The organism is Mucilaginibacter polytrichastri (genome assembly GCF_001911425.1).
Taxonomy (GTDB): domain Bacteria; phylum Bacteroidota; class Bacteroidia; order Sphingobacteriales; family Sphingobacteriaceae; genus Mucilaginibacter; species Mucilaginibacter polytrichastri.
This window is the reverse complement of the sequence record NZ_MPPL01000001.1, coordinates 166,414-189,968: the sequence shown is the minus strand read 5'-3', so window position 1 is coordinate 189,968 and position 23,555 is coordinate 166,414. Positions and strand designations below refer to the sequence as shown.

Here is a 23,555-nt window from a genome sequence, read left to right as displayed (position 1 = left end):
CAATTTCATCGCCCATTTTATCTTTTAAATAAATCCGTAATCAATTTATTTAGCTTCTTCTTCAGTCGGTTGTGCTGGTGCAGCTGGCTCTTCGTTAAACTCCGGTCTTTCTTTAAGAATACTGAACCAGGTTAACACCTTTTTAATGTCAGAACTGTAAACACGATCTTCATCGTGGTCTGGCGCTATTTCAAAAAAGTATTCGCGCAATTTTTTTCCGTCAGCTTTAGCATCGGGCGCTGCAGTGGCAGATGCTTTCATGGTTTCTAAAACATCCGTCAACTTAATATCTTCATCTGTACCAAAAATGGTGATCTCGTCTAAAGCAGCTAATTTAGCTGTAGACACGTTAACCACTAACTTGGTTTTCTGCGCATCAAGGCTTTCTAAAATAAAGCCTGTTTTGTTTTGAGCTAAAGCTTTCCACAAACCCGGCCTGCCGGTTACAGCAACTATTCCGTGTAAATTCATATCGTTTCCATTGTTTGTTATCAGTTGTCTGTCGTCGGCATAACCTGGGTTTTCCCAGACACCCCGACAACAGATAACCGACAACTAATTTTTATTCTTCAATTATTTCAATACCGGTGATTTTATCACCCTGGCGGATAGCGTCAACTACGTCAACGTTTTCAACCACTTTACCAAAAACGGTGTGGTTACGGTCTAAGTGTGCAGTATTATCGCGGCTATGGCAGATAAAAAACTGAGAGCTACCAGTGTTACGGCCAGCATGTGCCATTGATAGCACACCACGATCGTGATATTGGTTACCACCGGTTAACTCGCAATCAATTTTTTTATCAGAGCCACCTGCACCGGTACCGGTTGGGTCGCCACCCTGAACAACGAAGTTAGGGATTACACGGTGAAAAGTTACACCATCATAAAATCCCGATTTTGCTAAACCTAAAAAGTTAGCCACTGTATTTGGCGCATCCTGATCGTAGAACTGAACAGTCATGTCGCCTTTTTCTGTTTTTATTATTGCTTTGCTCATTTTTATATTTTATAGAGGAGTGCAAAGTTAACAATTTGATTTTGAAGATAACGATTGGAGAATTTGGTAATTTGAAGATTTGAAAATGCCATATTGTTTAAAAATTAGTGACTTGAAAATTTGAGAAATAACCTGTGCTAGGTTAACTTTCAAATCGGCATATCCTCAAATCTTCAAATCATAATGTTCAATTTTCTTCGTTACATTTGAGTATGCATCTAAAACGAATAAGCGTACTGCTGTCTTTTATCCTTCTTCTTTTATGTGCCGCAGGCAAGGCTGCATCAATCCTTATCCCCATGGATGAGATCCAGAAAGATCACCTTAAATCGTACGGGATAGCTTTTTGGGTATTGAAGAATAATCAGGAGGTAGATTGGCTGCTTAACTATCGTGGAGGCAGTTTTATGGTGCCATATGATAAAAAGATTGAGGACGAATGCAAAATTCGCGGAGTGAGCTTTGAGGTTTTGGCAGATGTAAAGGTTAACGCCATACTGGCCGAAATCAGTGATCCGTCTGTAAATATGGATATGATTAGACTGGAGAAGGCCCCCAAAATGGCTGTTTACTCGCCCAAAAATAAACTACCATGGGATGATGCCGTTACCCTGGTTTTAAAATATGCAGAGATTCCATACGATGTGGTATACGACGAAGAAGTAATCCGCGGCGACCTGCCCAAGTACGACTGGCTGCACCTGCACCACGAAGACTTTACCGGCCAGTACAGCAAATTTTTCGGAGCTTTTAGGTATGCCCCCTGGTATGTAGATGATGTTAAATCGCAAGAAGCTACAGCTCATAAGCTGGGCTTTAAAAAAGTATCGCAAATGAAACTGGCCGTTGCCCAGCACATCCGCGATTTTTGCTCGGGCGGGGGCTTTTTGTTTGCCATGTGCTCGGGCACCGATACTTTTGATATTGCCCTGGCCGCTGCCAATACAGACATTTGTGAAACCATGTTTGATGGAGACCCCAGCGACCCGCAGGCGCAAGGCAAACTGGATTTTAGCCAGACTTTCGCCTTTAAAAATTTCACGCTCGACCAGAACCCAACATCGCACTCATTCAGCAATATAGACGTAACCCCTACCCGTCAGGTAGACCGGACTAATGATTTTTTTACTTTGTTTGATTTCTCTGCCAAATGGGATGTGGTACCAAGTATGCTAACGCAGGACCATGACAAGGTGATTAAAGGATTTATGGGCCTTACAACTGCCTTCAATAAAAACATGCTTAAACCGGGTGTTACCGTAATGGGCGAAATGAAAACAGGCAACGAAGCACGCTACATCCACGGCGAGTATGGCAAAGGCCAGTGGACATTTTACGGCGGCCACGATCCCGAAGATTACCAACACGCCGTTGGCGACCCACCAACAGACCTTAAACTGCACCCAAATTCGCCGGGGTACCGGTTGATATTAAATAATGTATTGTTCCCTGCTGCGAAGAAGAAGAAACAGAAAACATAGCGATCAAAAAGAAAGGCGTCGATTTTATTGACGCCTTTCTTTTTATCTTGATTCTTTCTTGACTCTTTATCTTAAAGTTCTTTAGTCAAAAACGGGTACCTGTAATCTTTTGGTGGTTCAAACGTTTCTTTGATGGTACGCGGAGATACCCAGCGAAGCAGGTTTTGCATAGACCCGGCTTTATCATTAGTACCAGAGCCACGGGCACCGCCAAATGGCTGCTGACCAACTACTGCACCGGTAGGCTTATCGTTTACATAGAAGTTACCGGCTGCATTACGCAAGCGATAGGTTGCCTCTGCAATGGCATAACGGTCTTGCGAGATGATAGAACCTGTAAGGGCATATTTCGAGGTAGTATCGATAATGTCCATTACGTTGCTAAATTCTGCATCTTCATAAACAAACAGCGTTAATACCGGGCCAAAAAGTTCATCGCACATGGTTACATAATGCGGATCTTCCACCTTTAATACCGTAGGGTTAATAAACCAACCCTGGCTTTTATCATAAGTACCACCTGCAACAACCTCTACACTCGGGTCGACAACGGCAGCATCAATGTATTTAGCCAATTTATCGAACGAACGTTCGTCGATAACGGCGTTAATAAAGTTTTCAAAATCTTCAACAGGGCCAACTTTAAAGGTGGCCATCTCGGCTTGCAATTTTTCTTTCAACGCAGGCCATAAGGATTTAGGGATATATGCCCTTGAAGCGGCAGAACATTTTTGCCCCTGGTATTCAAAAGCGCCGCGCAGTAAGGCAACGTTCAATACGTCGACATTGGCACTTGGGTGCGCCAGTACAAAGTCCTTTCCGCCGGTTTCACCCACAATACGCGGGTAAGTTTTGTATTTATCGATATTAGTGCCAATGGTTTTCCATAAGTTCTGGAAAACACCTGTTGAACCGGTAAAGTGTAAACCTGCAAAATCAGGGTGGCTAAAGATGATATCACCCGCAACCGGGCCATCGGTATATATCAGGTTAATAACACCAGCCGGTAAACCCGCTTCGATGAAAACCTCCATAATTACATTCGCAGCATAAATTTGCGTAGGCGCAGGTTTCCAAACAACAACGTTACCCATCATGGCGGCCGAAGCGCACAGATTACCTGCAATAGCCGTAAAGTTAAATGGGGTAATGGCGAAAATAAAACCCTCTAACGGGCGAAATTCTACACGGTTCCAAATGCCTTTGCCGCTGGTTGGCTGCTGGGCATAGATCTCTGTCATGTAGTGTGCGTTAAAACGCAAGAAATCTATAAACTCGCAAGCCGCATCAATTTCGGCCTGGTATGCGTTTTTAGATTGGCCAAGCATGGTAGCCGCATTGATCTTAGCGCGGTACGAGCCTGCTAATAAATCGGCTGCTTTTAAAAATATAGCAGCACGATCTTCCCACGGCATATTTTCCCAGGCTTCTTTAGCATCGAGGGCGGCTTTAATAGCAGCATGCACATGCTCTGCATCACCTTCATGGTAGGTTGCTAAAATATGTTTATGATCGTGTGGCGGGCGTATCTCCAGCGTTTTCCCGGTACGCACCTGCTCACTGCCGATGTACATCGGTATATCTGTTTGTTTGGCACGTCCTTCTTGTAAAGCAGCGGTTAAAGCGGCACGCTCAACACTGCGCGGGCCATAGTTTAAAACCGGCTCATTAGTCGGCGTGGGTACATTAAAAAATCCTTTTAACATATATGATTATTTGTTGCGCACAAAGATAACGCTTGTATACGGGTATTTTGTTTTGGAATCGTAAATTTGAGTAAACGGGTAAATTCCGTTTATGTTATTACAATATTTGATAAGTTTAAAGTATAAATCACAGAGTCATGCCAACCGTCATCCCTGTTCTCCGCATTTATGATTATAATAAAACCATAGAGTTTTATGTAAACTGGCTTGGATTTAAAATAGACTGGGAACACCGGTTTGAAGACAATACGCCTGTTTATATGCAGGTATCTAAAGGTGATATTTTGCTGAACCTATCAGAGCACCATGGCGACGGTTCGCCTAATGGCAGGGTGAGGATATTGAATTTTAAAGGACTCCGTGCATATCATCAAAGCCTGAACAACCCCCAATATAAATACAACCGCCCGGGACTGGTTATTCCCGAGTGGGATCCCTCAGCAATTAACATGACAGTGGTTGACCCGGTAGGTAACCGCTTGACCTTTGAGGAGCGGGAAGGGTAATAGGCTTACTCATTTTTCATAAATTTATCTACACCTGCTGCAGGTTTCCATTTGCTATGGGGTTCATAGTAGTTCCACAACAGGGCTGAAATCTTTTTGATCATTTGATCTGCTTCGTTATCGGGTGTCCAGCGTTGGTCTTTAATGTTATTGGTCATTACAGAAAATACATAATCGCCATGGGGCGCGTTCACCAACACGGTTTCAGACCGGGCCTGGTTTACCGCACCTTGTTTAGAGGCAGCCTGTACATAAGGCGGTATTTGCGAAAGCGCATTTTCATCCCAATAAATGCGGATCAGGTTGCGGTACATGCGTTCGCTGGCTGCCTCGCTTACAGCTTTACCTTCGTGTATCATGGTAAATAACCGGCACATTTCGTAAGGGGTGCTCATACCCCAGCCATACTGCTTTTGTTGCTCCTGCCTGCCCGGCGTACGCGAGTTTACCCTAAATACCTTGAAGCCATTTTGAGCAAGCCAGTTGTTAATGTATTCGCCACCCACCAGTTTTTGCAGCCAAAGGCTGGCTGTATTGTCGCTCATTGTTATCATCAGCATGGCTACTTTGCTCAACTGAATGGTATCACCGTTTTTAAAAGAGCCCAGGATGTCCTCACCTGCATACAGCAACGAATCGCGGTATACCAGTTTCTGATTATATTGCAGTTCGCCTTTTTCTATTTTATCCATTACCGCACATTGAATACCTGTTTTAATCATACTGGCCGTAGGGAATATGGTATCGGCATTTAATGAAACCGTTTTACCGGTTTTTAAATGATGTACATAAATGCCGTACTCCCCCTGAAAACCACTTACTGCTTCCTGTAATTTGGCAGTCAACTTTTTATCGGTTTGGGCCATGGCGGGGATGGAAAGTAAGATGAAGATGTAGAGGAGAAAGTATTTCATATATAAAAAAATTGTAGGCGTAATTTACAAAAACTGATGCCTATTGCGAAAAGTCCAGACGTTTTCTAAACATTGTTTTGTTTAAGGAATAACTATATTTGTGTATGGACTCTTTAATTGTTTACCCTGAGAACAAACAACAATTAACTGCCTTGAAAGCAGTTATGAAGGCTATGAAAATTTCTTTTGAACAAAAAAGTGAAGTATACCCTAATCACATAATAAACGGAATTAAAGAATCTTTAAAAGAAGCTGACCAAAATCAGTTATCTCCATATACAGGAATTAAAGATATGTTGAACCTGTAATGGGGTTGCAAATTCTTTACACACCCCGTTCAAGAGAAACGCTGGTTTCTGTTTATAACTTTATTAAGGACAAATTCGGAGCACCGTCAGCTGATAAATTTGTAGTTAAGGCAGACAAAATAATTGTACTCATAGCAGAACAGCCCTTTATGTTTAAGGCCACCAATATTGATGAAAATATTAGAATTGGTTTCATCACTAAACAAACATCCTTGTTTTATCGGGTTACAGAATCTTCTATACATTTATTATTCTTTTGGGATAACAGGCAAGAGCCGGTTTCTTAAGTAAGATATAAGGCGATAATAATTCTTTCCCCTATCTTTACAGGTTCAAAATCTAATGAAGAAACTGCGCTGGCTTTTGTTACCCTTTTCGTTATTATATGCCTTGGTTGTGGTTATCCGCAACTGGTGTTATGATGTGGGCTGGTTTAAAAGCACCTCATTTAATTTACCTGTAATATCGGTAGGTAACCTTGCGGTGGGCGGCGCAGGTAAATCGCCCATGACGGAGTACCTGGTACGTTTATTAAAACCCGAGCATCAACTAGCTACCCTAAGCCGGGGCTATGGCCGCAAAACAAAAGGCTTTTTAATAGCTACGGGAGAAAGTACCGCAACCGATGTTGGCGATGAGCCTGCACAGTTTAAACACAAGTTTCCGGATATTACCGTAGCTGTTTGTGAAGAAAGGGTTAATGGGATCAATCAGCTTAAAGATGACTACCGCCCCATTATCCTGGACGATGCCTATCAGCACCGGGCGGTTAAACCAGGGCTAAGTATTTTATTGTTTGATTATAAAAAGCTGGACGAGCCGAATTTATTGCTCCCTGCCGGAGATCTGCGCGAACCCTTCAGCGGTAAAATGCGGGCTGATATTATTGTAGTAAGTAAATGCCCCGAGCAACTACATGCAGAAGAACGGGACCGGATAGCAGTAAAAGTAAAGCCCTACCCCTATCAGCAGTTATTCTTCACATCGATAAATTACTTGGGGCTTAAGACTTTAGAAGGCACTGATGTTGAAAATACGCTTAGGGGCGATACCAAAATCTTCCTGCTTACAGGCATTGCCGGGGCAGCGCCGCTGAAACAGTATTTACAGGGTATTAGCCCGCATATTATTCATCATAATTATGCCGACCACCACCGCTTCAGCTTAAAAAATATTGCTAAACTTGCTGATGAATTTTCAGCCGAACCCTCATTAAATAAGGTTGTGATTACAACAGAAAAGGATGCAGAACGTTTAAAACAACCCGAACTGTTACCGCTTCTAAGTAAACTGCAAATTAGGGTACTACCCATTAGTATTGCGTTTCTTAATAACGGCCAGGAGCAATTCGATCAACTGATAATAAATTATGTTACAAAAGATAGAAAGCACAGCAACATACATTAAAAACCGTATCGGCGATTTTGAGCCCGAAATTGGTATTATACTGGGTACAGGACTAGGCGGATTGGTTAACGAAATTGAGGTAGAAAAGCAATTGTTATATGCTAACATCCCCGATTTCCCAATCTCAACGCTGGAGTTCCATTCTGGTAAATTGATCTTCGGTACGCTGTCGGGCAAAAAAGTAGTAGCTATGCAGGGCCGCCTTCACTATTACGAAGGCTATAATATGCAGCAAATCATATTCCCGGTGAGGGTAATGAAATGGCTGGGTATTAAAACCCTCTTTGTATCAAACGCCAGCGGGGCGCTTAACCCCGACTATAGAAAAGGTGATCTGATGATTATCCATGATCATATTAACCTGCAGCCGCAAAACCCGCTTATTGGCGAAAATGAAGAAGAGCTTGGCCCACGTTTTCCGGATATGAGCGAGCCTTATAAATTAAATTTAATAGAAAAGGCGCTTGATATTGCAAAAGCCAATAATATAACCTGCCACAAAGGCGTTTATGTAGCCGTAACCGGCCCGAGTTTAGAAACCCGTGCAGAGTACAGATACTTACGCATTATTGGTGGCGATGCAGTAGGCATGAGCACCGTACCCGAGGTAATTGCTGCAAACCATTTAGGTTTACCTGTTTTTGCCGTATCTGTATTAACTGACGAGGGGTTCCCTGAAACATTGAAACCGGTTTCAATTGATGATATACTGGCCGTTGCACATGAGGCCGAACCCAAAATGACAAAAATACTTAAAGAATTGATTGCCGGCCTTGATGCTTAACAAGCTGAAATATTTTCTAATACTGCTGATATGCCTGCAAGCGGCATCAGTAATGGCACAGGTAAACCCTTACTCGAGCCAGCAACAGCAAGGCTATATGCGGGATACCGTTAAAACGGCACCTAAAAAGCTAACTGACGAGCAAATGATGGATACCTTGCGCAAAAAGGAAGACCATAAAAAAGACACCGTGGTTTTTAATTCTAAGTTTGTTAAGGTAACCAGCGAGCGCCTGCTTACAGACAGTACCCAGGTTTTTGCATTGGATACCGGCCTGGTTAATTTTGAAAACTATAATCCGCTTTATCAACCCCGCAGCCCGCGTATTGGGTTGGGTATTACCGGGCTTCCGCAACGTTCGTTACTGTATGAACCCGCTAAAACCGTAGGCTTTGATGTAGGGCAGCACGCGCTGGATCCTTATATGCTAACCACGGCAGATATACAGTATTACCGCGCCAGGGTGGCTTATACCAACCTGAGTTTATATACCGGCGGCAGCGCCGAGCAAATATTTAAAGTTGTTCATTCGCAAAATATTAAACCTAACTGGAATGTGGGCTTTGTTTTCAATACCATTGGCTCTAAGGGGTACTATTTGCGACAGGGCGTAAGCGATATAAACACGGGTGTTTTTAGTTGGTACGAATCAAAAAATAAACGATATAATATCCTTACCAACATATTATTTAATACACTTAAAGCACAGGAAAATGGCGGCCTTGTGAATGATAATATTTTTGTAACAGGCACAACCGGTTTAACCAGCAGCAACGACGCCGTAAAATTAAGCGGAACTTCTGATGCCTGGACATCTATGGGCGTATACGTTAAACAGTTTTACTACCTGGGGCGTATAGATAACATGCGGAAAGGTTCTGATACCTCGAAAGTATTGCCTACCAACAGGGTATCGCACACGTTTTATTACAATACCCGTAAGTATAAATTTTTACAAAATGACCCGGATACATACAGGGTATTTCCAGACTACTACTTCAGTTCTCATAACTCGCGCGACTCGCTAACCATTCAGCATTTGCAAAATGAGTTTACTTACTCTTTTTATTTAAGGGGTAAATCAAGCAGCTTTGTTAAAAACGAGTTAAAAGTTGATTTGGGCCTGTCGTATGATTTTTATCATTATAACCAAAGTGTGCTTGATTCTGTGATTAATAACTTCGGCACCAAGATAACGCAGGCGGTAACCAAGTCTGAAGGCAATTTCCAAAATGCTACACTTAAAGCCAAACTGGGGTACCGGTTTAGCGATAAAGCCGGCCTGGATGCCGACTTTCAGCAAGTAGCAGAAGGCTATAATTTTGGCGATTTTTTGTACGATGTAAAAGTAAACCTTGCCGGCAGTAAAAGAGCAGGCCGTATTGTATTAGAGGCCTACTCGCAAAGCAACAAGGCTCCGTTTGTTTATACCAACTGGATCTCTAACCATTATATATTTACTGGCAATAGTTTCAATAATCAAAAAACTACCAGCCTATCCTTTAACTACATCAACAACCAGTTAAGGTTAGATTTTAAGGCCGAATACTTTTTAATAAATGACTACTTGTATTTCGAGGCGCAGCCTAATGGTATAGATGCTACACCAAAGCAAGCCAGTACGCCTATTAGCTTACTAAAAGTAAGTTTGGGTAAAAACTTAACCTGGCACAGGTGGCACTTTGATAATTATGTGGTTTATCAAAAAACAGACAATACAAGTATCTTACGTACGCCAGAGGTTTACACTTACAGCAGTTTATATTACGCAAAGTTGCTGTTTAATGTACTTAACTCTAATATCGGCTTTAATGTGCGTTACAATACGCCATACAAGGCCCCATCGTATGCAGTAGGTCTGGGGCAGTTTTATAATGGGCCCGACGTTACTTTTACTTCCTACCCGGTAATGTCTGTATTTGCCAAGGGTACGCTGTTTCGTACTAATCTGTTTGTGCAGTATGATTATGCCAACCAAGGGTTATTTAGCCAGGGGTTTTACACCGTAAACCGCTATCCTATGTTTAACCATCAATTAAAGTTTGGGGTAAGCTGGACGTTCTACAACTAGGAGAATAAAAATCAGTATTATATTAAAACATTACGCATTGCCATACAGGCAATGCATAATGTTTATTGTTTATTCAAACTTAAAAACCCCGCCCAGATGCGAATCATTGGAGGCACTTACTTTAAGGTCTTTAATAAAACCTGTACCCAGGTCATATACCCAACCATGTATGCTTAGATTATGTTCGTGTTTCCAGGCATTTTGCACAATAGATGTTTTGCAGAGGTTGTAAACTCCTTCTATTACATTACACTCTACTAAGCGGTCTACACGTTCTTTATCGTCAGTTATAGCATCCAGCTCTTTGGCGTGGATGCGGTAAACATCTTTAATATGGCGTAGCCAATTATCAATTAAGCCAAATTGTTTATTACTCATGGCTGCTATTACACCGCCGCAACCATAATGGCCGGTAACTATAACGTGCTTTACTTCTAATACATTCACGGCATAATCCAATACCGAGAGCATATTCATATCCGAGTGTACTACCACGTTGGCAATGTTACGGTGTACAAATATTTCGCCCGGGTTGGTATTGGTGATCTGGTTGGCAGGCACACGGCTATCTGCACAACCAATCCAAAGTATGGGTGGCTTTTGCCCGCTGGCCAGTTTATGAAAATAGTCAGGATCTTCATCCAGTGTTTCGGCAACAAATTGTTTATTTCCCTCTAAAAGAGATTCATAGCTTATATGACTAGTGTCATGAGCGTGATATTTTTTAACTTTTGCACACATAATGTTTAATAATTAAGATACCTGCCGTTTTTTACCCCACATAAATAAGCGATCTAGCTTATGCAGGGCAAGTGGCGTCAGGTCGTAATATAAAATAGTGATTAATATAAGTGGTATAACGTAAAATATAGCAAAATTGTAACGGTCGAAAAAATACCCTCCGGCTACTCCACCAATAATGTAAAAAGACAATATGGTTAAACGTACCAGTATTTTATTTCTTACCACAGTACTTTTACCAGTTTTCGGATGCAGCCATTCTGATACTTCACCCCCCAAATCTGTAAATAGCCCTGTAAGGTGCGATGATTTAATGAGCCCGCCAGATACGGTAGAAACCATACTGTTTTGCAATCCCATAGCAAATAATAGTGCCCCGATCACAATTTCACGTTCTATCTGGGTTTCTTTATAAAAAGTAGAACCATAAAAAGCTACCAGTAACAAAATGATCATTTCTATGATAACTGGCGATGCATGAGCTGTGTACGTACTTTTATGCTCGAGCGAGCGGATTAGGAAGTTTGCTATAAAAGCCCCCATAAAAAACATGAAGAGCCAGATTACAAAAACCATAATTTCGCGGTAGTTTTGCTGTACAAGGTGATTAGCCAGGTTGGCCACATGCCCCGTAATATTAGAGGTAAAAGCCAGAAAGGCAACCATCCCTGCCACATTAATAACGCCCGACACAAATGCCGTTGACGATGCCAGCATTAAGTTTTCCCTAAGTGTTCTGTGTTCTTTTGCTTGCCTTAGCATAAATTATTTTTGCGCACACAATTTAATATAAAAAACAAACTCCCGGCTCACTATTGTGTAACCGGGAGCAAAAACTACTAAAAACTGGCTACTAGTGGTTGGCCATTCTCTTTAATGTGCAACAATCTTCGCATCATTAAGCTCATACACATAACCTAAATGCTGGGCACCGCTATTGGTAACACCTAAATCTTTAACCAGGCCTGTACCTATATCAATTACCCATCCGTGTACTTCAAGGTCATGCCGTTCTGTCCAGGCGTTTTGTATAATGGTGGTTTTGCACAAGTTGTAAACCTGCTCCACCACATTAAGTTCAACCAGGCGGTTAACCTTGGCAGTTTCATCGGTAATACGGTCAAGTTCGTGGCTGTGCAAACGGTATACGTCTTTAATATTACGTAACCAGTTATCTATTAAACCAAACTGTTTTTTACTAAGTGCGGCTGCAACACCGCCGCAACCGTAATGGCCTGCCACAATCACATGCTTTACTTTAAGCACGTTTACGGCATAATCCAACACGCTCAGCATATTCATATCCGAGTGTACACATACGTTGGCAATGTTACGGTGTACAAAAACTTCGCCCGGTTTGGTGCCGGTTACCTCATTGGCAGGTACGCGGCTATCTGAACAACCTATCCACAATACTTCCGGGTGCTGGCCTTTTGCCAGAGTGTGAAAATACTCGGGGTCTTCTTTAAGGCGTTTTTCAACCCAATCTGCATTTCCTTTAATTAAAGATTCATAACTGCTTTTTTGCGCTAATTGTATATTTTTGGCATCTATAGCCGGCTTAATTTCTTTTTTTACTTCTCCGTTTACTAACATGATCTTTTTGGGGTTTTAGTTAGATTGAAATTTCAATTCCTGTAATTTGGGCACATCGTATTTGTCTTTAATATCTATTAATGATACGATGATACCTTTGGTATAAGCATGATGCTTATAGTTATGGATAATCTCCAGTACATCAGGATCGATATACCTGGAATTAGACCCATCAATGTATACTTCTGTTTCTTTAGGTAAGCTGGTTAGCGTTACCTGTATAGCTGCTTTATTTAAAAACGATACCTCTTCGGCCAGCTGAATGCGAATCACTTTCTTATCCCCATTTTTAATGATCTGGTAGAAGTATGGGTTACGCAAATTGGTACGCAGGATATAGAAGATCCCGATCATCATACCAATCCCCACACCTATAAGCAGATCCGTTAAAATTACCGCCAGTATAGTTACCGCAAAGGGGATAAACTGGTTTAGTCCCTGGTGCCACATGTGTTTAAACAAGGCTGGTTTAGCCAGCTTGTACCCCGTAGTTAACAAGATAGCCGCCAGGCACGAAAGCGGGATATAATTAATGAGCGCCGGGATAAACAACAGGGCCATTAACAGCATTACACCATGTGTAATAGCACTTATTTTGGTACGGGCCCCTGCGTTAACATTGGCAGATGAACGTACGATAACCGCTGTCATGGGTAAGCCGCCTAACAAACCGCTGATAATATTACCTGCACCTTGTGCCAGCAGTTCGCGGTTGGTTGGCGAGATCCGCTTAATGGGGTCTATCTTATCAACAGCTTCTAAACTTAACAGGGTTTCTAAACTGGCAACTACCGCAATGGTGAAGGCCGTTATCCATACCTGTTTATTACCAATAGCACTAAAATTCGGCGATTTAAACAGGCCGAAAAATTCACCGGTACTGCCTACCACCGGGATATGTACAAATTGCTTATCGCGCAAGGCAAGGCCGCTGTGGGCAAACAACAGGCTCAAACCAACACCTGCTAAAACAACCATTAAAGGCGCAGGCACAGTAGCCAATTTTTTGAAGCGCGGCCAGTAGATCATGAGCAATAAGGATACTGCTGCAATAATTACCGCACCGAAATTGATTTTGTTGATAGCGCTTACAATCCCAGAGAAGGTATTATTGGCATCCACCTGTAAAAAACCTTCATCGCCCTCAAAATCTGCATCAAAGCCTACCGCATGCGGAAACTGTTTCATGATCAGGATAATACCTATCGCGGCCAGCATCCCCTCAATTACTGCCGAAGGAAAATAGTTGGCAATTGTACCGGCTTTAACCAAGCCCAGTATCATTTGGAAAACGCCTGCAATAACAAGCGCCAACAAAAAGGTATCGAACGAGCCTAAACCGGTTATGGCATTTAAAACGATAACCGTTAGGCCCGCAGCCGGACCGGCTACACTTAACTGCGAACCGCTTAATGTACCTACTACTATCCCGCCGATAATGCCGCTAAGCACGCCTGCAAATAAAGGCGCTCCGCTTGCCAGTGCAATACCCAAACAAAGGGGCAATGCCACTAAAAACACAACGAGGCTGGACGGAAGATCCTTTTTTAAATTTTTGGGCAGAAAATATTTTTTGAGGTTAAGATCGCCCGCAGCAAACCCACCTTGCTTAATTTGCATGGTAATAAATATTAAATTTAATTGAATAAGATTGACTTACGCAGAGGGCAGTTGGAATAGTAAGGTCCAAAATTGGCCAGCCCGATCTTTTAAAAAAGACAAGTATACCATTGCTGCTCCCGGCATATCGGGATTACATTAAATTAAACGTTAGGAGGCGGGGTAGGCACCACAGGATGATATACCTGTGTATACAGCGATTTCTCTAAGCGGTGCAATACATTGATCTCTACCACTAGCGGCTTGTAATCATGTATAGAGAAAGTGAAATCTTCATCAAAAAACTTCTTTTCTTTTAAAGATCCTTTGTCAGGGTCTTCCTTGTCATTTTTCGATTCGAGTTCCAGTTGGGTAATTACAGCATTAACTGTTTTGTTGTTGAGACTCATAAATACAGGCGCAACAGATATAAACATCTTCGTCATGAAGATGCCCATAAACATGATGCATAAGCCTAATTTAAAATCTCTAAGTTTCATACTTGTTTAGCAAATATACTAAAAACATGCTACAGTATGTTTAAATAGATAATTGGTCTGTCATTTTAATAGAAAGCCAAACACGGAATGTTATTAATCAATTACGCTTAGCCCAATATTTGATTTTATCAATTAAATAGAGCACACATATTAATACAATAATAAGATGAAGTAAAAGGCTATACCAGTAAAACAATCCGGAACCTGACCCTGTAAGAAAATTCATAATACCAACAAACAGCATATACCAGATACATAAAATGACTATTGTAGTAAGAATTATAGATTTGACCCAAAAGCTGGTTGTTTTCATTATTGAGAATGCTTGGACGAAATATATAAATTATTTACTGACACTTCCACATGGTACGCTACGCTAAACTTGCGGAAGCATTTATCTTCTACCTTAGCAACCTTGCATTTATCACCCAACAATTACTACATTTAACCACTAACCCAATTTTACTACCAGTATTGTGGATAAGAAGATAGAAACCCTGCATAAAAAACGCGAACAAGCACTGGCCAGTGGCGGCGAAGCGCGGATAGCCGGTCAGCATAAAAAAGGAAAACTAACCGCACGCGAACGATTACACTTTTTAATGGACGAAGGCTCTTTCCAGGAAATAGGGATGCTGGTGGTACACCGCTCTACCGATTTCGGAATGGAAAAAGAGAACTACCCCGGCGACGGTGTTGTTACCGGTTATGGCACTATTAACGGCAGGCCGGTTTACGTGTTCTCTCAGGATTTTACCATTTTCGGCGGATCGCTCTCTGAAACCCATGCCGAAAAGATCTGTAAGATTATGGATTTGGCCATGCAAAACGGCGTGCCTTTTATCGGCCTTAATGATTCGGGCGGTGCACGCATTCAGGAAGGTGTGGTATCACTAGGTGGTTATGCCGATATTTTTTACCGCAATACCAGGGCATCGGGTGTAATCCCGCAGTTGTCGGCCATTATGGGGCCCTGTGCGGGTGGAGCAGTGTACTCACCTGCTATTACCGATTTTATTTTAATGGTAGAGCATACTTCTTACATGTTTGTAACCGGGCCCAATGTGGTTAAAACGGTAACGCACGAAGTGGTAACATCAGAAGAACTGGGCGGGGCTAATACCCATGCCACCAAGTCGGGCGTTACGCATTTTGCCCTGGCTAACGAGATTGATGCTATTCAGCACATTAAAAAGCTGCTGAGCTATATGCCGCAGAACTGCGAAGAAACCGCCCCAAATTTGGCTTACGAAAGCAAAAATGAAAAGCGGCCTTCGCTAAACTCCATTATGCCCGAAAACGCCCTGCAGCCATACGATATCCGCGAGGTAATTGACGAGGTGATAGATGAGGGCTCCTTTTTAGAAGTACATAAAGATTTTGCACCCAATATTGTAGTCGGCTTTGCCCGACTAGCGGGGCGCAGCATTGGTATCGTAGCTAATCAACCTGCTTACCTGGCCGGCGTGCTCGACAGGCATTCATCAACCAAGGGCGCACGCTTTGTCCGCTTTTGCGATAGCTTTAATATCCCGCTGCTGGTATTTGAAGATGTGCCGGGCTTTTTACCGGGCACCGACCAGGAGTGGAATGCAATTATTACCAATGGCGCAAAACTGCTTTATGCCTTTTGCGAAGCCACCGTTCCGCGCATTACGGTAATTACCCGCAAGGCTTATGGTGGTGCTTACGATGTAATGAACTCCAAACACATCGGCGCAGATATGAACTATGCCTGGCCATCTGCAGAGATTGCCGTTATGGGGGCTAAAGGCGCAGCCGAAATTATCTTTAAACGCGAAATCACAGCCGCTGCAGACCCCGAAGCTAAATGGAAAGAAATGGAGCAGCTATACTCTGACAAGTTTGCCAACCCCTACCGTGCTGCCGAACGCGGTTTTGTTGACGAGGTAATTGAACCCGCCGAAACCCGTTTAAAATTGATCCACGCCTTTAAAATGCTGGAAAATAAAGTGGTAAATGTGCCGAGGAAAAAACACGGGAATATACCGCTATAAGAGAGTCAAGAATCAAGAGCCAAGAAACAAGACTTTAAACACTAGAACGGAAAGTTCCCTCCCTTGGGAGGGTTAGGGAGGGGTTTCTAAAAGCGATAAAACCATTGGCAAAAATCATCCCATATAATCCAAAATTAAAAGCACTAGCCCGGCAACTTCGCAAGAACATGACTTTTGGAGAGACGTTATTATGGAATGAACTAAAAGACGATAAATTATTAGGTTTTGATTTTGACAGGCAACGCTGTATCGACAATTACATTGTAGACTTCTATTGCAAAGAACTAATGCTTGCGATAGAAATAGACGGTAATTATCACGAAAATGAAGATAAATTATTGAAAGATAGTGATCGGCAACAACGCTTGGAAGAACTTGGAGTTAGATTTATAAGATTTTCTGAAACTGAAGTAAAAGCTGATACTTTTAATGTTATCCGAACTATTGAAACATTGATCATAAATCTCATTAAAGAAAATCCGGATATCAAGTTACCACTAAGCTTTGATTTAAGTTTGTTGGAATAAATATTCCCGAAACTTTATTATTGTAGAAACCCCTCCCTAACCCTCCCGAGGGAGGGAACTAAAAAGAATAGCGAACGTAATGACTACATCTCTCTACATCGAACAAATAACCCCACAACTAACCTGGCGTTTACGCCGCGACGAATTGTACCCTGGCGAGTATATGTTTAATATGGAGATGGAGGAAGACAACCATGCCATGCATTTTGGTGGATTTATGGATAACAAATTAATTGCCGTGGTATCGCTTTTTCAAAATGGAACCGATTTCCAGTTTCGTAAGTTTGCTGTACAGGCAAACCAGCAGGGCAAGGGCATAGGGCGCGAGCTATTGCAGTATATTACCGACTTCGCCAAAGCCGAAGGCGGTACCCGTATCTGGTGTAATGCCCGCGATACGGCAATACAATTTTATATCAAAGCCGGCTTTACATCTACCGGCGAGGTGTTTGCCCGTAAAGGTGTCAACTTCGAGATATTAGAAAAGGCAATATAAATCTGCCTCAAGTGCAACCATTTTAGGTATATATCGTTACCTATCTTTAAACTGCTTTATTATATTTGTTGACTGCATATGCAGTAAGTGTTATTAATTACTATGTCTGAAAAACAAAATGAGAAAAAACAGCATGTTGCTGTTGTTACAGAATCTTCTTTAGCTTTCTTAGCAAAATATATCAATAATCCCTCTCCTACCGGTTTCGAATGGAAGGGCCAGCAAATGTGGCTGGAATACATTAAGCCATATATCGACGATTATTATGTAGATAATTATGGCACCACGGTTGGTATCATTAACCCGGATGCGCCTTATAAAGTAGTAATTGAAGCCCACGCCGATGAAATTTCGTGGTTTGTAAATTACATCACCAGCGATGGTTTAATTTATGTGATCCGTAATGGTGGCTCAGATCACCAGATAGCGCCATCAAAACGTGTAAATATCCATACCGACAATGGCGATGTGGTTAAGGCTGTTTTCGGCTGGCCTGCTATACACACCCGTTTAGGCGGTGAAAAGGAAGAAGCTCCAACCCTGAAGAATATCTTTTTAGATTGTGGCTGCACTTCAAAAGAAGAAATTGAAAAACTGGGCATCCACGTAGGTTGTGTAATAACTTACGAAGATGAATTTATGGTGCTTAATGATCGCTATTACGTTGGCCGAGCCTTAGATAACCGTGCCGGTGGTTTTATGATTGCCGAAGTTGCCCGTTTACTGAAAGAAAACAACATAACCCTGCCATTCGGTCTTTATATCGTAAACGCGGTACAGGAAGAAATTGGACTTCGCGGTGCCGAGATGATAGCACACCACATTAAACCAAATGTGGCCATTGTTACAGATGTAACCCACGATACCCAAACCCCGATGATCAACAAGATTGTTCAAGGCGATTTGGCTTGCGGACGCGGCCCTGTTGTTTCTTATGCCCCTGCGGTACAAAATAACCTCAACAAGCTGCTGGTAGAAACTGCTGAGAAAGCAGAGATCCCATTCCAGCGCCAGGCATCATCACGTTCAACAGGCACAGATACCGATGCTTTTGCCTACTCTAACGGTGGTGTACCATCAGCATTAATCTCTTTACCGTTGCGCTACATGCACACCACTGTAGAAATGATCCACAAGGAAGATGTTGACAACGTGATTCGACTCATTTATGAAACCTTGCTGACCATTGAAAACGGACAGGACTTTAAATATTTTAAATAAGATTTTAAAAGATAAACTGAAAAGCTTTATTTTCAAACAACGTACTCTTAATTTCCGTATATAGAATCATCTAATAACAAGCTTAGCTTTAGAAAAATATGAAACCTACTTTATTGATATTGGCCGCAGGGATGGCCAGCCGTTACGGCAGCATGAAACAAGTTGACGGCTTCGGCCCTAACGGCGAAACCATTATTGATTATTCTATCCACGATGCCATCAGAGCGGGTTTTGGTAAAATCAGCTTTATTATCCGCGAAGAATTCCTGGATAGCTTTAAAGCCATTTTCGAGCCTAAACTAGCCGGTAAAGTAGAAACTGATTATGTTTTTCAAAACTATGACCTGGAGCAATTTGGCATAGATTATAAAGTTGAACGCGCTAAGCCATGGGGAACCGCCCACGCTGTATTAGCTGCACGCAACCAAATCAATGAGCCTTTTTGCGTTATTAATGCCGATGATTACTACGGTTATGATGCCTTTGAAAAAATGGCTAAGTTTTTAACCACAGAAGTTGCCGATGATAAATATTCGCTGATCGGTTACCAGATAGACAGAACATTATCTGAGCATGGTTCCGTATCACGCGGTGTTTGTAAAGTGAATGAAGAAGGTAACATGGTTGAAATTAACGAGCGTACCCAGGTATACTTTAAAGGCGACGGCGTTGTTTATGAAGATGGCGGCGTTGAAACCGAATTGCCTACAGATACCCGTGTATCCATGAACTTCTGGGGTTTTACTCCTGCTGTTTTTGAGCAAAGTTTACCAATGTTTCAACGTTTTGTTGAGAAAAACAAAGACAACCCTAAGGCAGAGTTTTTTATCCCTTTAGTGGCCGACGAGCTGATTAAATCGGCTACGGCTACTTTTAAAGTGATCCCAACTGCATCGAAATGGTTTGGCGTAACTTACAAAGAAGATAAACCAATTGTACAAAAAAGCATTGCCGATTTAGTTGCTAATGGTACTTATCCGGCTAATCTTTGGTCGTAATAAATTAAAATCACGTCATGCTGAACTTGTTTCAGCACCCCACGGGACAGGCCGATTAGCTTAGCATGTGGGATCCCGAAACAAGTTCCGGGATGACGGCTTCAACATTATAAAAACTAGTATGGCCCTTAATAAGGGCCATACTAGTTTTTATAGAACTTAAATAAGAGTTCTGCAACAGATTTCAGCTTTAATCCACTTGATAATATTGGGGCTATTATTACAGACGGGGATTCTTTAGTTTATACCTATTCGCTTCTTAAACTCTTTATTGGGTTAGCCACTGCTGCTTTAACAGATTGAAAGCCTACCGTAACAATGGCAATCGCCATAGAACCTAAGCCTGCTGCTAATAATATCCACCAGGATATTTCTTGCCGGTAAGCAAAACCCTGCAGCCACTTTTGCATAGCCAGCCAGGCCAGCGGCGATGCAATTATAATCGCAATCATCACCAGTTTAACAAAATCTTTGGTTAATAAGGCCATAATGGTTGTTACGCTGGCACCTAATACCTTGCGGATACTGATTTCCTTGTTGCGCTGTTCTGCCGTGTAAGCAGCCAACCCTAATAAGCCCAGGCAGGCAATAAAAATAGCCAATACGGTAAATACTAAAAAGATATTCCCGGTGCGTTGCTCTGCCCGGTAAAGGGAATCAAAATCCTGGTCCATAAATGAGTATTCAAATCGCTGATTAGGAGATACGGCATTCCATTTCTTCCCGATCTGATCTATCAGTGCAGCTAGGTTACCCGGTTTAACACGGATACTCATAGAAGCCCGCCAGTCGGGCGCCATAACCATGGCCAGTGGTGTAATATTATCGCGCAGCGAATTAAAGTTAAAATCGTTGACCACAGCCAGTACCTGGCAAGCTATTTTACGGCCCGACCTATCGGGATAATAAACTTTTTTACCAATTGCATCACCAGAATACCCCAGCATCTTAGCCGCTGTTTGGTTAATGATAATTCCCGACGAGTCGGTTTTCATCTGTTCAGAAAAGTCACGGCCGGCTGCCAGGCTCATCCCCATGGTATTGAGATAGTCGGCATCAATGGCCCACAGTTCGGCCATAAATGAAGTGGTATTGCCATCACCCGAAAGATTTGCGGGCTGCCTGTTATCAGATGTTGGCAAAAACCCTGTTATTGTAGCGTTGGCAACGCTGGGTAACTGCTTAATTTCCGCTTTCAGGATTTTTGGATCTTCGAGCAGGTTAACATTTTTCACAATCAACACATGGTCGCGTTTAAAGCCCAGGTTTTTATGGCGGATGTAATTAAGCTGATTATAAATGGTAAGCGTACCGATGATTAAAAATATGGTGATAGTAAACTGAAAAACTATTAAAAAACTACGCAGGCTGCCGCCCTTTAAGCCGGTTAATTTACCTTTTAAAACATTTATTGGCCGAAAAGCCGACAGTACAAACGCAGGGTAAGAGCCGGCTATTACACCTACAATAATAACAATGCCCAACAATGCCGGGAGTAAATATATAACTGTGTGACAAGTAACTGCTAATGCTTTCCCCGACATTTGGTTGAAAGGATGCAACAGCGCCCAAGCCAGTAATACAGCCACAACAGCTGCAAACAAAGTAATTAATATCGATTCGGACAAAAACTGATAAATTAGAAATGCGCGGGAAGAACCTAATACTTTCCTTACCCCCACCTCGCGGGCACGATTTGCCGAACGGGCGGTAGATAAGTTCATAAAATTAATACAAGCTATCAGCAATATAAAAAGCGCAATAGCGCCAAAAATATAGATGTAACCGATATCTCCGTTAACACCCAACTCCCGCTGGCGGTTAGAGTGCAGGTGAATGGCTGTAAGCGGTGTAAGGTTAATGCGAATAAAGTTGCCGCTGCCCGCAAACTTATTATAATTAAAGGTTGCAGTGTTTAAGTGCTGCCGCATAAAGCTGCCAAACTTGGCTTCCAATTTCTGCGGATCGGCACTTGGTTTTAGTAAAATATAGGTTTGATAATTAAAATGATTAAAACCATTATCTCTACTATTCGGGCTGGAGGTCATCGACAAAAAGAAATCAAAATTAAAATGCGATTGTGCAGGCATATCGCGCATTACCCCGGTTATCTTATAGGCCAAGCTATCATTGCTAAGCGTAAGCATTTGCCCTAAAACATCAGTACGGCCAAAATATTTTTTTGCTGTACTTTCATTAATAACAACCGTATTGGGCTCGTTTAATGCTGTAGCCGGGTTGCCTGCTATAAACGGTAAAGTGAAAATATTAAAAATGCTAGGGTCACTATACACTACTTTATACTCCTGTATGTTTTCGTTAGCTTTTCTAACCCGCACATTGGGTGCCGGGGTTAGGCGTGCAGCTTCGGTTATTTCGGGGAAGCTTTGCTTTAATGCCCTGGCTACGGGCGGTGCTGCAATGGCATAAGAAGTGGTTAATTCATTATATTTTAAATCACTGTTCACCCGGTAAATTCTGTCGGCCCTGGTGTTATACCTATCATAGCTCAGTTCATCAGCTATATAAAAAACAATTAGCAAACAGGCAGCCAGGCCCAAAGCAAGCCCCATAACGTTTAATAAGGTAAAGCCTTTATTTTTTAAAAGGCTGCGAAAGGCAGTTTTAATAAAGTTTCTAATCATTGTTGGCAAAGGTTAACATTGGTTATTACACGCTTCTAACAAAACTAAATAATTAGTTTATAAAATAACTAATTATTTAGTTTAAATTAAAAACAACGACTTATAAACAATTACATATCCACCGGGAACGTTCCCGATAATTAATTACATTTGACTTCGTAACCAATTTTATTAAATCTCTAATGAAACGATATTTGCTCTTAGTCGTTGTTTTACTAACTACGTACAAATCATTATTTGCCCAACAACATATGCAGGTTGAAATTTTAGGTAATACAGAAAATACCTCCAAGCAAAACAATGCTTTAGTAATAAAAACCAAAGAAGCTGTTGCCCGGGTTTGGGTTTACAGCCCTACCGTTATTCGGGTTAACATCAGTAAAAACACCGGCGTGGCAGATACTTCCTTTGCTGTGATACAAAAACCGACTGATGCTATCGATTATAAAGAAATCAGCAATGATATCGAAGTAACCACTTCGGCCTTAAAACTACGGATACAGAAATCGCCATTGCGGTTTAACTTTTACACCGCAGATGGCAAGGAGTTAAGCCAGGACGACGAGCGTTTTGGTGTTAACTGGCAGGGAAGCCGCGTGGTTAACTATCGTAAGCTATACAAAGACGAGCGGTTTATTGGCCTGGGCGAGAAAACCGGCGACTTAGACCGTCGTGGTAGTAACTATACCAACTGGAACACTGATGCACCCGATCACGGCCCTAAGACAGATCCTTTATACGAAACCTTTCCGTTTTTTGTGGGCATACACACCGGCCTTACTTACGGCTTGTTTTTTGACAACACCCATAAAAGTTATTTCGACTTTGGCGCAACTACAGATAACCAGATGAGCTGGTTTGGCGCCGATGGCGGTGACATGAACTATTACTTTTTTGGTTCGCAAAACGTAGCTGATATTATTAAAGATTATACATGGCTTACCGGCCGTATGGAAATGCCGCCGCTTTGGAGCTTAGGTTACCAGCAATGCCGCTGGAGTTATATGAGTGCGCAGGAGATTCTAGACATAGCCCAA

The 23,555-nt window shown here is 42.1% G+C and carries 22 protein-coding genes; 12 read left to right on the top strand and 10 right to left on the bottom strand.

The annotated features are described in order from the left end of the window. Positions 1–45 precede the first annotated feature (45 nt). Entirely contained in the window at positions 46–471 is a 426-nt protein-coding gene (locus tag RG47T_RS00845) for a DUF5606 family protein (protein ID WP_074487435.1), read from the bottom strand. A 91-nt stretch (positions 472–562) separates the two neighbouring features. Next, positions 563–1,000, bottom strand: coding sequence for a peptidylprolyl isomerase (locus RG47T_RS00840; RefSeq protein WP_074487434.1), 438 nt, complete (start codon positions 998–1,000; stop codon positions 563–565). Between the two features lie 299 nt (positions 1,001–1,299). On the opposite strand from RG47T_RS00840, the gene RG47T_RS00835 reads away from it, so the two are divergent. After that, positions 1,300–2,481, top strand: coding sequence for an asparagine synthetase B (locus RG47T_RS00835; RefSeq protein ID WP_171972599.1), 1,182 nt, complete (start codon positions 1,300–1,302; stop codon positions 2,479–2,481). 71 nt (positions 2,482–2,552) lie between these two features. On the opposite strand, the gene pruA is transcribed toward RG47T_RS00835, so the two are convergent. Then, entirely contained in the window at positions 2,553–4,187 is a 1,635-nt protein-coding gene (pruA, locus tag RG47T_RS00830; protein ID WP_074487432.1) for an L-glutamate gamma-semialdehyde dehydrogenase, read from the bottom strand. A gap of 137 nt (positions 4,188–4,324) precedes the next feature. Here pruA and RG47T_RS00825 point away from each other — a divergent pair, with 137 nt between their 5' ends. Next, positions 4,325–4,693, top strand: coding sequence for a glyoxalase superfamily protein (locus tag RG47T_RS00825; protein ID WP_074487431.1), 369 nt, complete (start codon positions 4,325–4,327; stop codon positions 4,691–4,693). Between the two features lie 5 nt (positions 4,694–4,698). Here RG47T_RS00825 and RG47T_RS00820 read toward each other — a convergent pair whose 3' ends face one another. Continuing rightward, a complete protein-coding gene (locus tag RG47T_RS00820) occupies positions 4,699–5,607 on the bottom strand; it encodes a serine hydrolase (RefSeq protein ID WP_074487429.1) in 909 nt (302 codons plus the stop codon). A gap of 104 nt (positions 5,608–5,711) precedes the next feature. Between RG47T_RS00820 and RG47T_RS00815 the strand changes: the two genes are divergently transcribed. From RG47T_RS00815 to RG47T_RS00795, 4 genes are all read left to right on the top strand, one after another. Beyond that, a complete protein-coding gene (locus tag RG47T_RS00815) occupies positions 5,712–5,915 on the top strand; it encodes a DUF2683 family protein (protein ID WP_074487428.1) in 204 nt (67 codons plus the stop codon). A 342-nt stretch (positions 5,916–6,257) separates the two neighbouring features. Beyond that, positions 6,258–7,322, top strand: a complete 1,065-nt coding sequence (gene lpxK, locus RG47T_RS00805; RefSeq protein ID WP_074487426.1) for a tetraacyldisaccharide 4'-kinase — start codon at positions 6,258–6,260, stop codon at positions 7,320–7,322. Continuing rightward, positions 7,285–8,106 carry a purine-nucleoside phosphorylase gene (locus RG47T_RS00800; protein WP_074487424.1) on the top strand — a complete coding sequence of 274 codons (822 nt, stop codon included), beginning with the start codon at positions 7,285–7,287 and terminating at the stop codon, positions 8,104–8,106. The genes lpxK and RG47T_RS00800 overlap by 38 nt, the downstream gene beginning before the upstream one ends. Further along, positions 8,099–10,177 carry a putative porin gene (locus RG47T_RS00795; protein ID WP_245770832.1) on the top strand — a complete coding sequence of 693 codons (2,079 nt, stop codon included), beginning with the start codon at positions 8,099–8,101 and terminating at the stop codon, positions 10,175–10,177. Before RG47T_RS00800 ends, RG47T_RS00795 begins: the two co-directional genes overlap by 8 nt. A gap of 69 nt (positions 10,178–10,246) precedes the next feature. On the opposite strand, the gene can is transcribed toward RG47T_RS00795, so the two are convergent. From can to RG47T_RS00770, 5 genes are all read right to left on the bottom strand, one after another. Beyond that, the gene (gene can / locus RG47T_RS00790) at positions 10,247–10,918 is read right to left on the bottom strand and encodes a carbonate dehydratase (protein ID WP_074487423.1); all 672 of its coding nucleotides are present in this window, start codon (positions 10,916–10,918) and stop codon (positions 10,247–10,249) included. Between the two features lie 12 nt (positions 10,919–10,930). Then, complete coding sequence (locus tag RG47T_RS00785) at positions 10,931–11,680, bottom strand: YoaK family protein (RefSeq protein WP_074487421.1); 750 nt, start codon at positions 11,678–11,680, stop codon at positions 10,931–10,933. Between the two features lie 111 nt (positions 11,681–11,791). Continuing rightward, positions 11,792–12,514, bottom strand: coding sequence for a carbonic anhydrase (locus RG47T_RS00780; protein ID WP_171972452.1), 723 nt, complete (start codon positions 12,512–12,514; stop codon positions 11,792–11,794). A gap of 15 nt (positions 12,515–12,529) precedes the next feature. After that, the gene (locus RG47T_RS00775; RefSeq protein ID WP_083627242.1) at positions 12,530–14,134 is read right to left on the bottom strand and encodes a SulP family inorganic anion transporter; all 1,605 of its coding nucleotides are present in this window, start codon (positions 14,132–14,134) and stop codon (positions 12,530–12,532) included. Between the two features lie 143 nt (positions 14,135–14,277). Next, positions 14,278–14,613, bottom strand: a complete 336-nt coding sequence (locus RG47T_RS00770) for a hypothetical protein (protein ID WP_074487420.1) — start codon at positions 14,611–14,613, stop codon at positions 14,278–14,280. A 476-nt stretch (positions 14,614–15,089) separates the two neighbouring features. Here RG47T_RS00770 and RG47T_RS00765 point away from each other — a divergent pair, with 476 nt between their 5' ends. The 5 genes from RG47T_RS00765 to RG47T_RS00745 all read left to right on the top strand — a co-directional run bounded on the left by RG47T_RS00765 (position 15,090) and on the right by RG47T_RS00745 (position 19,873). Further along, positions 15,090–16,631 carry an acyl-CoA carboxylase subunit beta gene (locus tag RG47T_RS00765; protein WP_074487419.1) on the top strand — a complete coding sequence of 514 codons (1,542 nt, stop codon included), beginning with the start codon at positions 15,090–15,092 and terminating at the stop codon, positions 16,629–16,631. A gap of 104 nt (positions 16,632–16,735) precedes the next feature. Then, positions 16,736–17,158, top strand: coding sequence for an endonuclease domain-containing protein (locus RG47T_RS00760; RefSeq protein ID WP_074487418.1), 423 nt, complete (start codon positions 16,736–16,738; stop codon positions 17,156–17,158). A gap of 79 nt (positions 17,159–17,237) precedes the next feature. After that, positions 17,238–17,654 carry a GNAT family N-acetyltransferase gene (locus RG47T_RS00755; protein WP_074487417.1) on the top strand — a complete coding sequence of 139 codons (417 nt, stop codon included), beginning with the start codon at positions 17,238–17,240 and terminating at the stop codon, positions 17,652–17,654. Between the two features lie 102 nt (positions 17,655–17,756). After that, positions 17,757–18,875, top strand: a complete 1,119-nt coding sequence (locus tag RG47T_RS00750) for a M42 family metallopeptidase (protein ID WP_074487416.1) — start codon at positions 17,757–17,759, stop codon at positions 18,873–18,875. Between the two features lie 98 nt (positions 18,876–18,973). Next, the gene (locus RG47T_RS00745; protein WP_074487415.1) at positions 18,974–19,873 is read left to right on the top strand and encodes a nucleotidyltransferase family protein; all 900 of its coding nucleotides are present in this window, start codon (positions 18,974–18,976) and stop codon (positions 19,871–19,873) included. A gap of 248 nt (positions 19,874–20,121) precedes the next feature. Here RG47T_RS00745 and RG47T_RS00740 read toward each other — a convergent pair whose 3' ends face one another. Further along, on the bottom strand, positions 20,122–22,518 hold the full coding sequence (locus tag RG47T_RS00740; protein WP_074487414.1) for an ABC transporter permease: 2,397 nt from the start codon (positions 22,516–22,518) through the stop codon (positions 20,122–20,124). A gap of 182 nt (positions 22,519–22,700) precedes the next feature. Here RG47T_RS00740 and RG47T_RS26560 point away from each other — a divergent pair. Further along, positions 22,701–23,555: TIM-barrel domain-containing protein (locus RG47T_RS26560; RefSeq protein ID WP_253187483.1), on the top strand; the 855-nt coding region annotated here is incomplete at its 3' end.

Bases quoted from the DNA above. Each gene is read 5' to 3' on its own strand.
- RG47T_RS00845 (WP_074487435.1), bottom strand. From the start codon at position 471: ATGAATTTACACGGAATAGTTGCTGTAACCGGCAGGCCGGGTTTGTGG.
- RG47T_RS00840 (WP_074487434.1), bottom strand. From the start codon at position 1,000: ATGAGCAAAGCAATAATAAAAACAGAAAAAGGCGACATGACTGTTCAG.
- RG47T_RS00835 (WP_171972599.1), top strand. From the start codon at position 1,300: ATGGATGAGATCCAGAAAGATCACCTTAAATCGTACGGGATAGCTTTT.
- pruA (WP_074487432.1), bottom strand. From the start codon at position 4,187: ATGTTAAAAGGATTTTTTAATGTACCCACGCCGACTAATGAGCCGGTT.
- RG47T_RS00825 (WP_074487431.1), top strand. From the start codon at position 4,325: ATGCCAACCGTCATCCCTGTTCTCCGCATTTATGATTATAATAAAACC.
- RG47T_RS00820 (WP_074487429.1), bottom strand. From the start codon at position 5,607: ATGAAATACTTTCTCCTCTACATCTTCATCTTACTTTCCATCCCCGCC.
- RG47T_RS00815 (WP_074487428.1), top strand. From the start codon at position 5,712: ATGGACTCTTTAATTGTTTACCCTGAGAACAAACAACAATTAACTGCC.
- lpxK (WP_074487426.1), top strand. From the start codon at position 6,258: ATGAAGAAACTGCGCTGGCTTTTGTTACCCTTTTCGTTATTATATGCC.
- RG47T_RS00800 (WP_074487424.1), top strand. From the start codon at position 7,285: ATGTTACAAAAGATAGAAAGCACAGCAACATACATTAAAAACCGTATC.
- RG47T_RS00795 (WP_245770832.1), top strand. From the start codon at position 8,099: ATGCTTAACAAGCTGAAATATTTTCTAATACTGCTGATATGCCTGCAA.
- can (WP_074487423.1), bottom strand. From the start codon at position 10,918: ATGTGTGCAAAAGTTAAAAAATATCACGCTCATGACACTAGTCATATA.
- RG47T_RS00785 (WP_074487421.1), bottom strand. From the start codon at position 11,680: ATGCTAAGGCAAGCAAAAGAACACAGAACACTTAGGGAAAACTTAATG.
- RG47T_RS00780 (WP_171972452.1), bottom strand. From the start codon at position 12,514: ATGTTAGTAAACGGAGAAGTAAAAAAAGAAATTAAGCCGGCTATAGAT.
- RG47T_RS00775 (WP_083627242.1), bottom strand. From the start codon at position 14,134: ATGCAAATTAAGCAAGGTGGGTTTGCTGCGGGCGATCTTAACCTCAAA.
- RG47T_RS00770 (WP_074487420.1), bottom strand. From the start codon at position 14,613: ATGAAACTTAGAGATTTTAAATTAGGCTTATGCATCATGTTTATGGGC.
- RG47T_RS00755 (WP_074487417.1), top strand. From the start codon at position 17,238: ATGACTACATCTCTCTACATCGAACAAATAACCCCACAACTAACCTGG.
- RG47T_RS00750 (WP_074487416.1), top strand. From the start codon at position 17,757: ATGTCTGAAAAACAAAATGAGAAAAAACAGCATGTTGCTGTTGTTACA.
- RG47T_RS00745 (WP_074487415.1), top strand. From the start codon at position 18,974: ATGAAACCTACTTTATTGATATTGGCCGCAGGGATGGCCAGCCGTTAC.
- RG47T_RS00740 (WP_074487414.1), bottom strand. From the start codon at position 22,518: ATGATTAGAAACTTTATTAAAACTGCCTTTCGCAGCCTTTTAAAAAAT.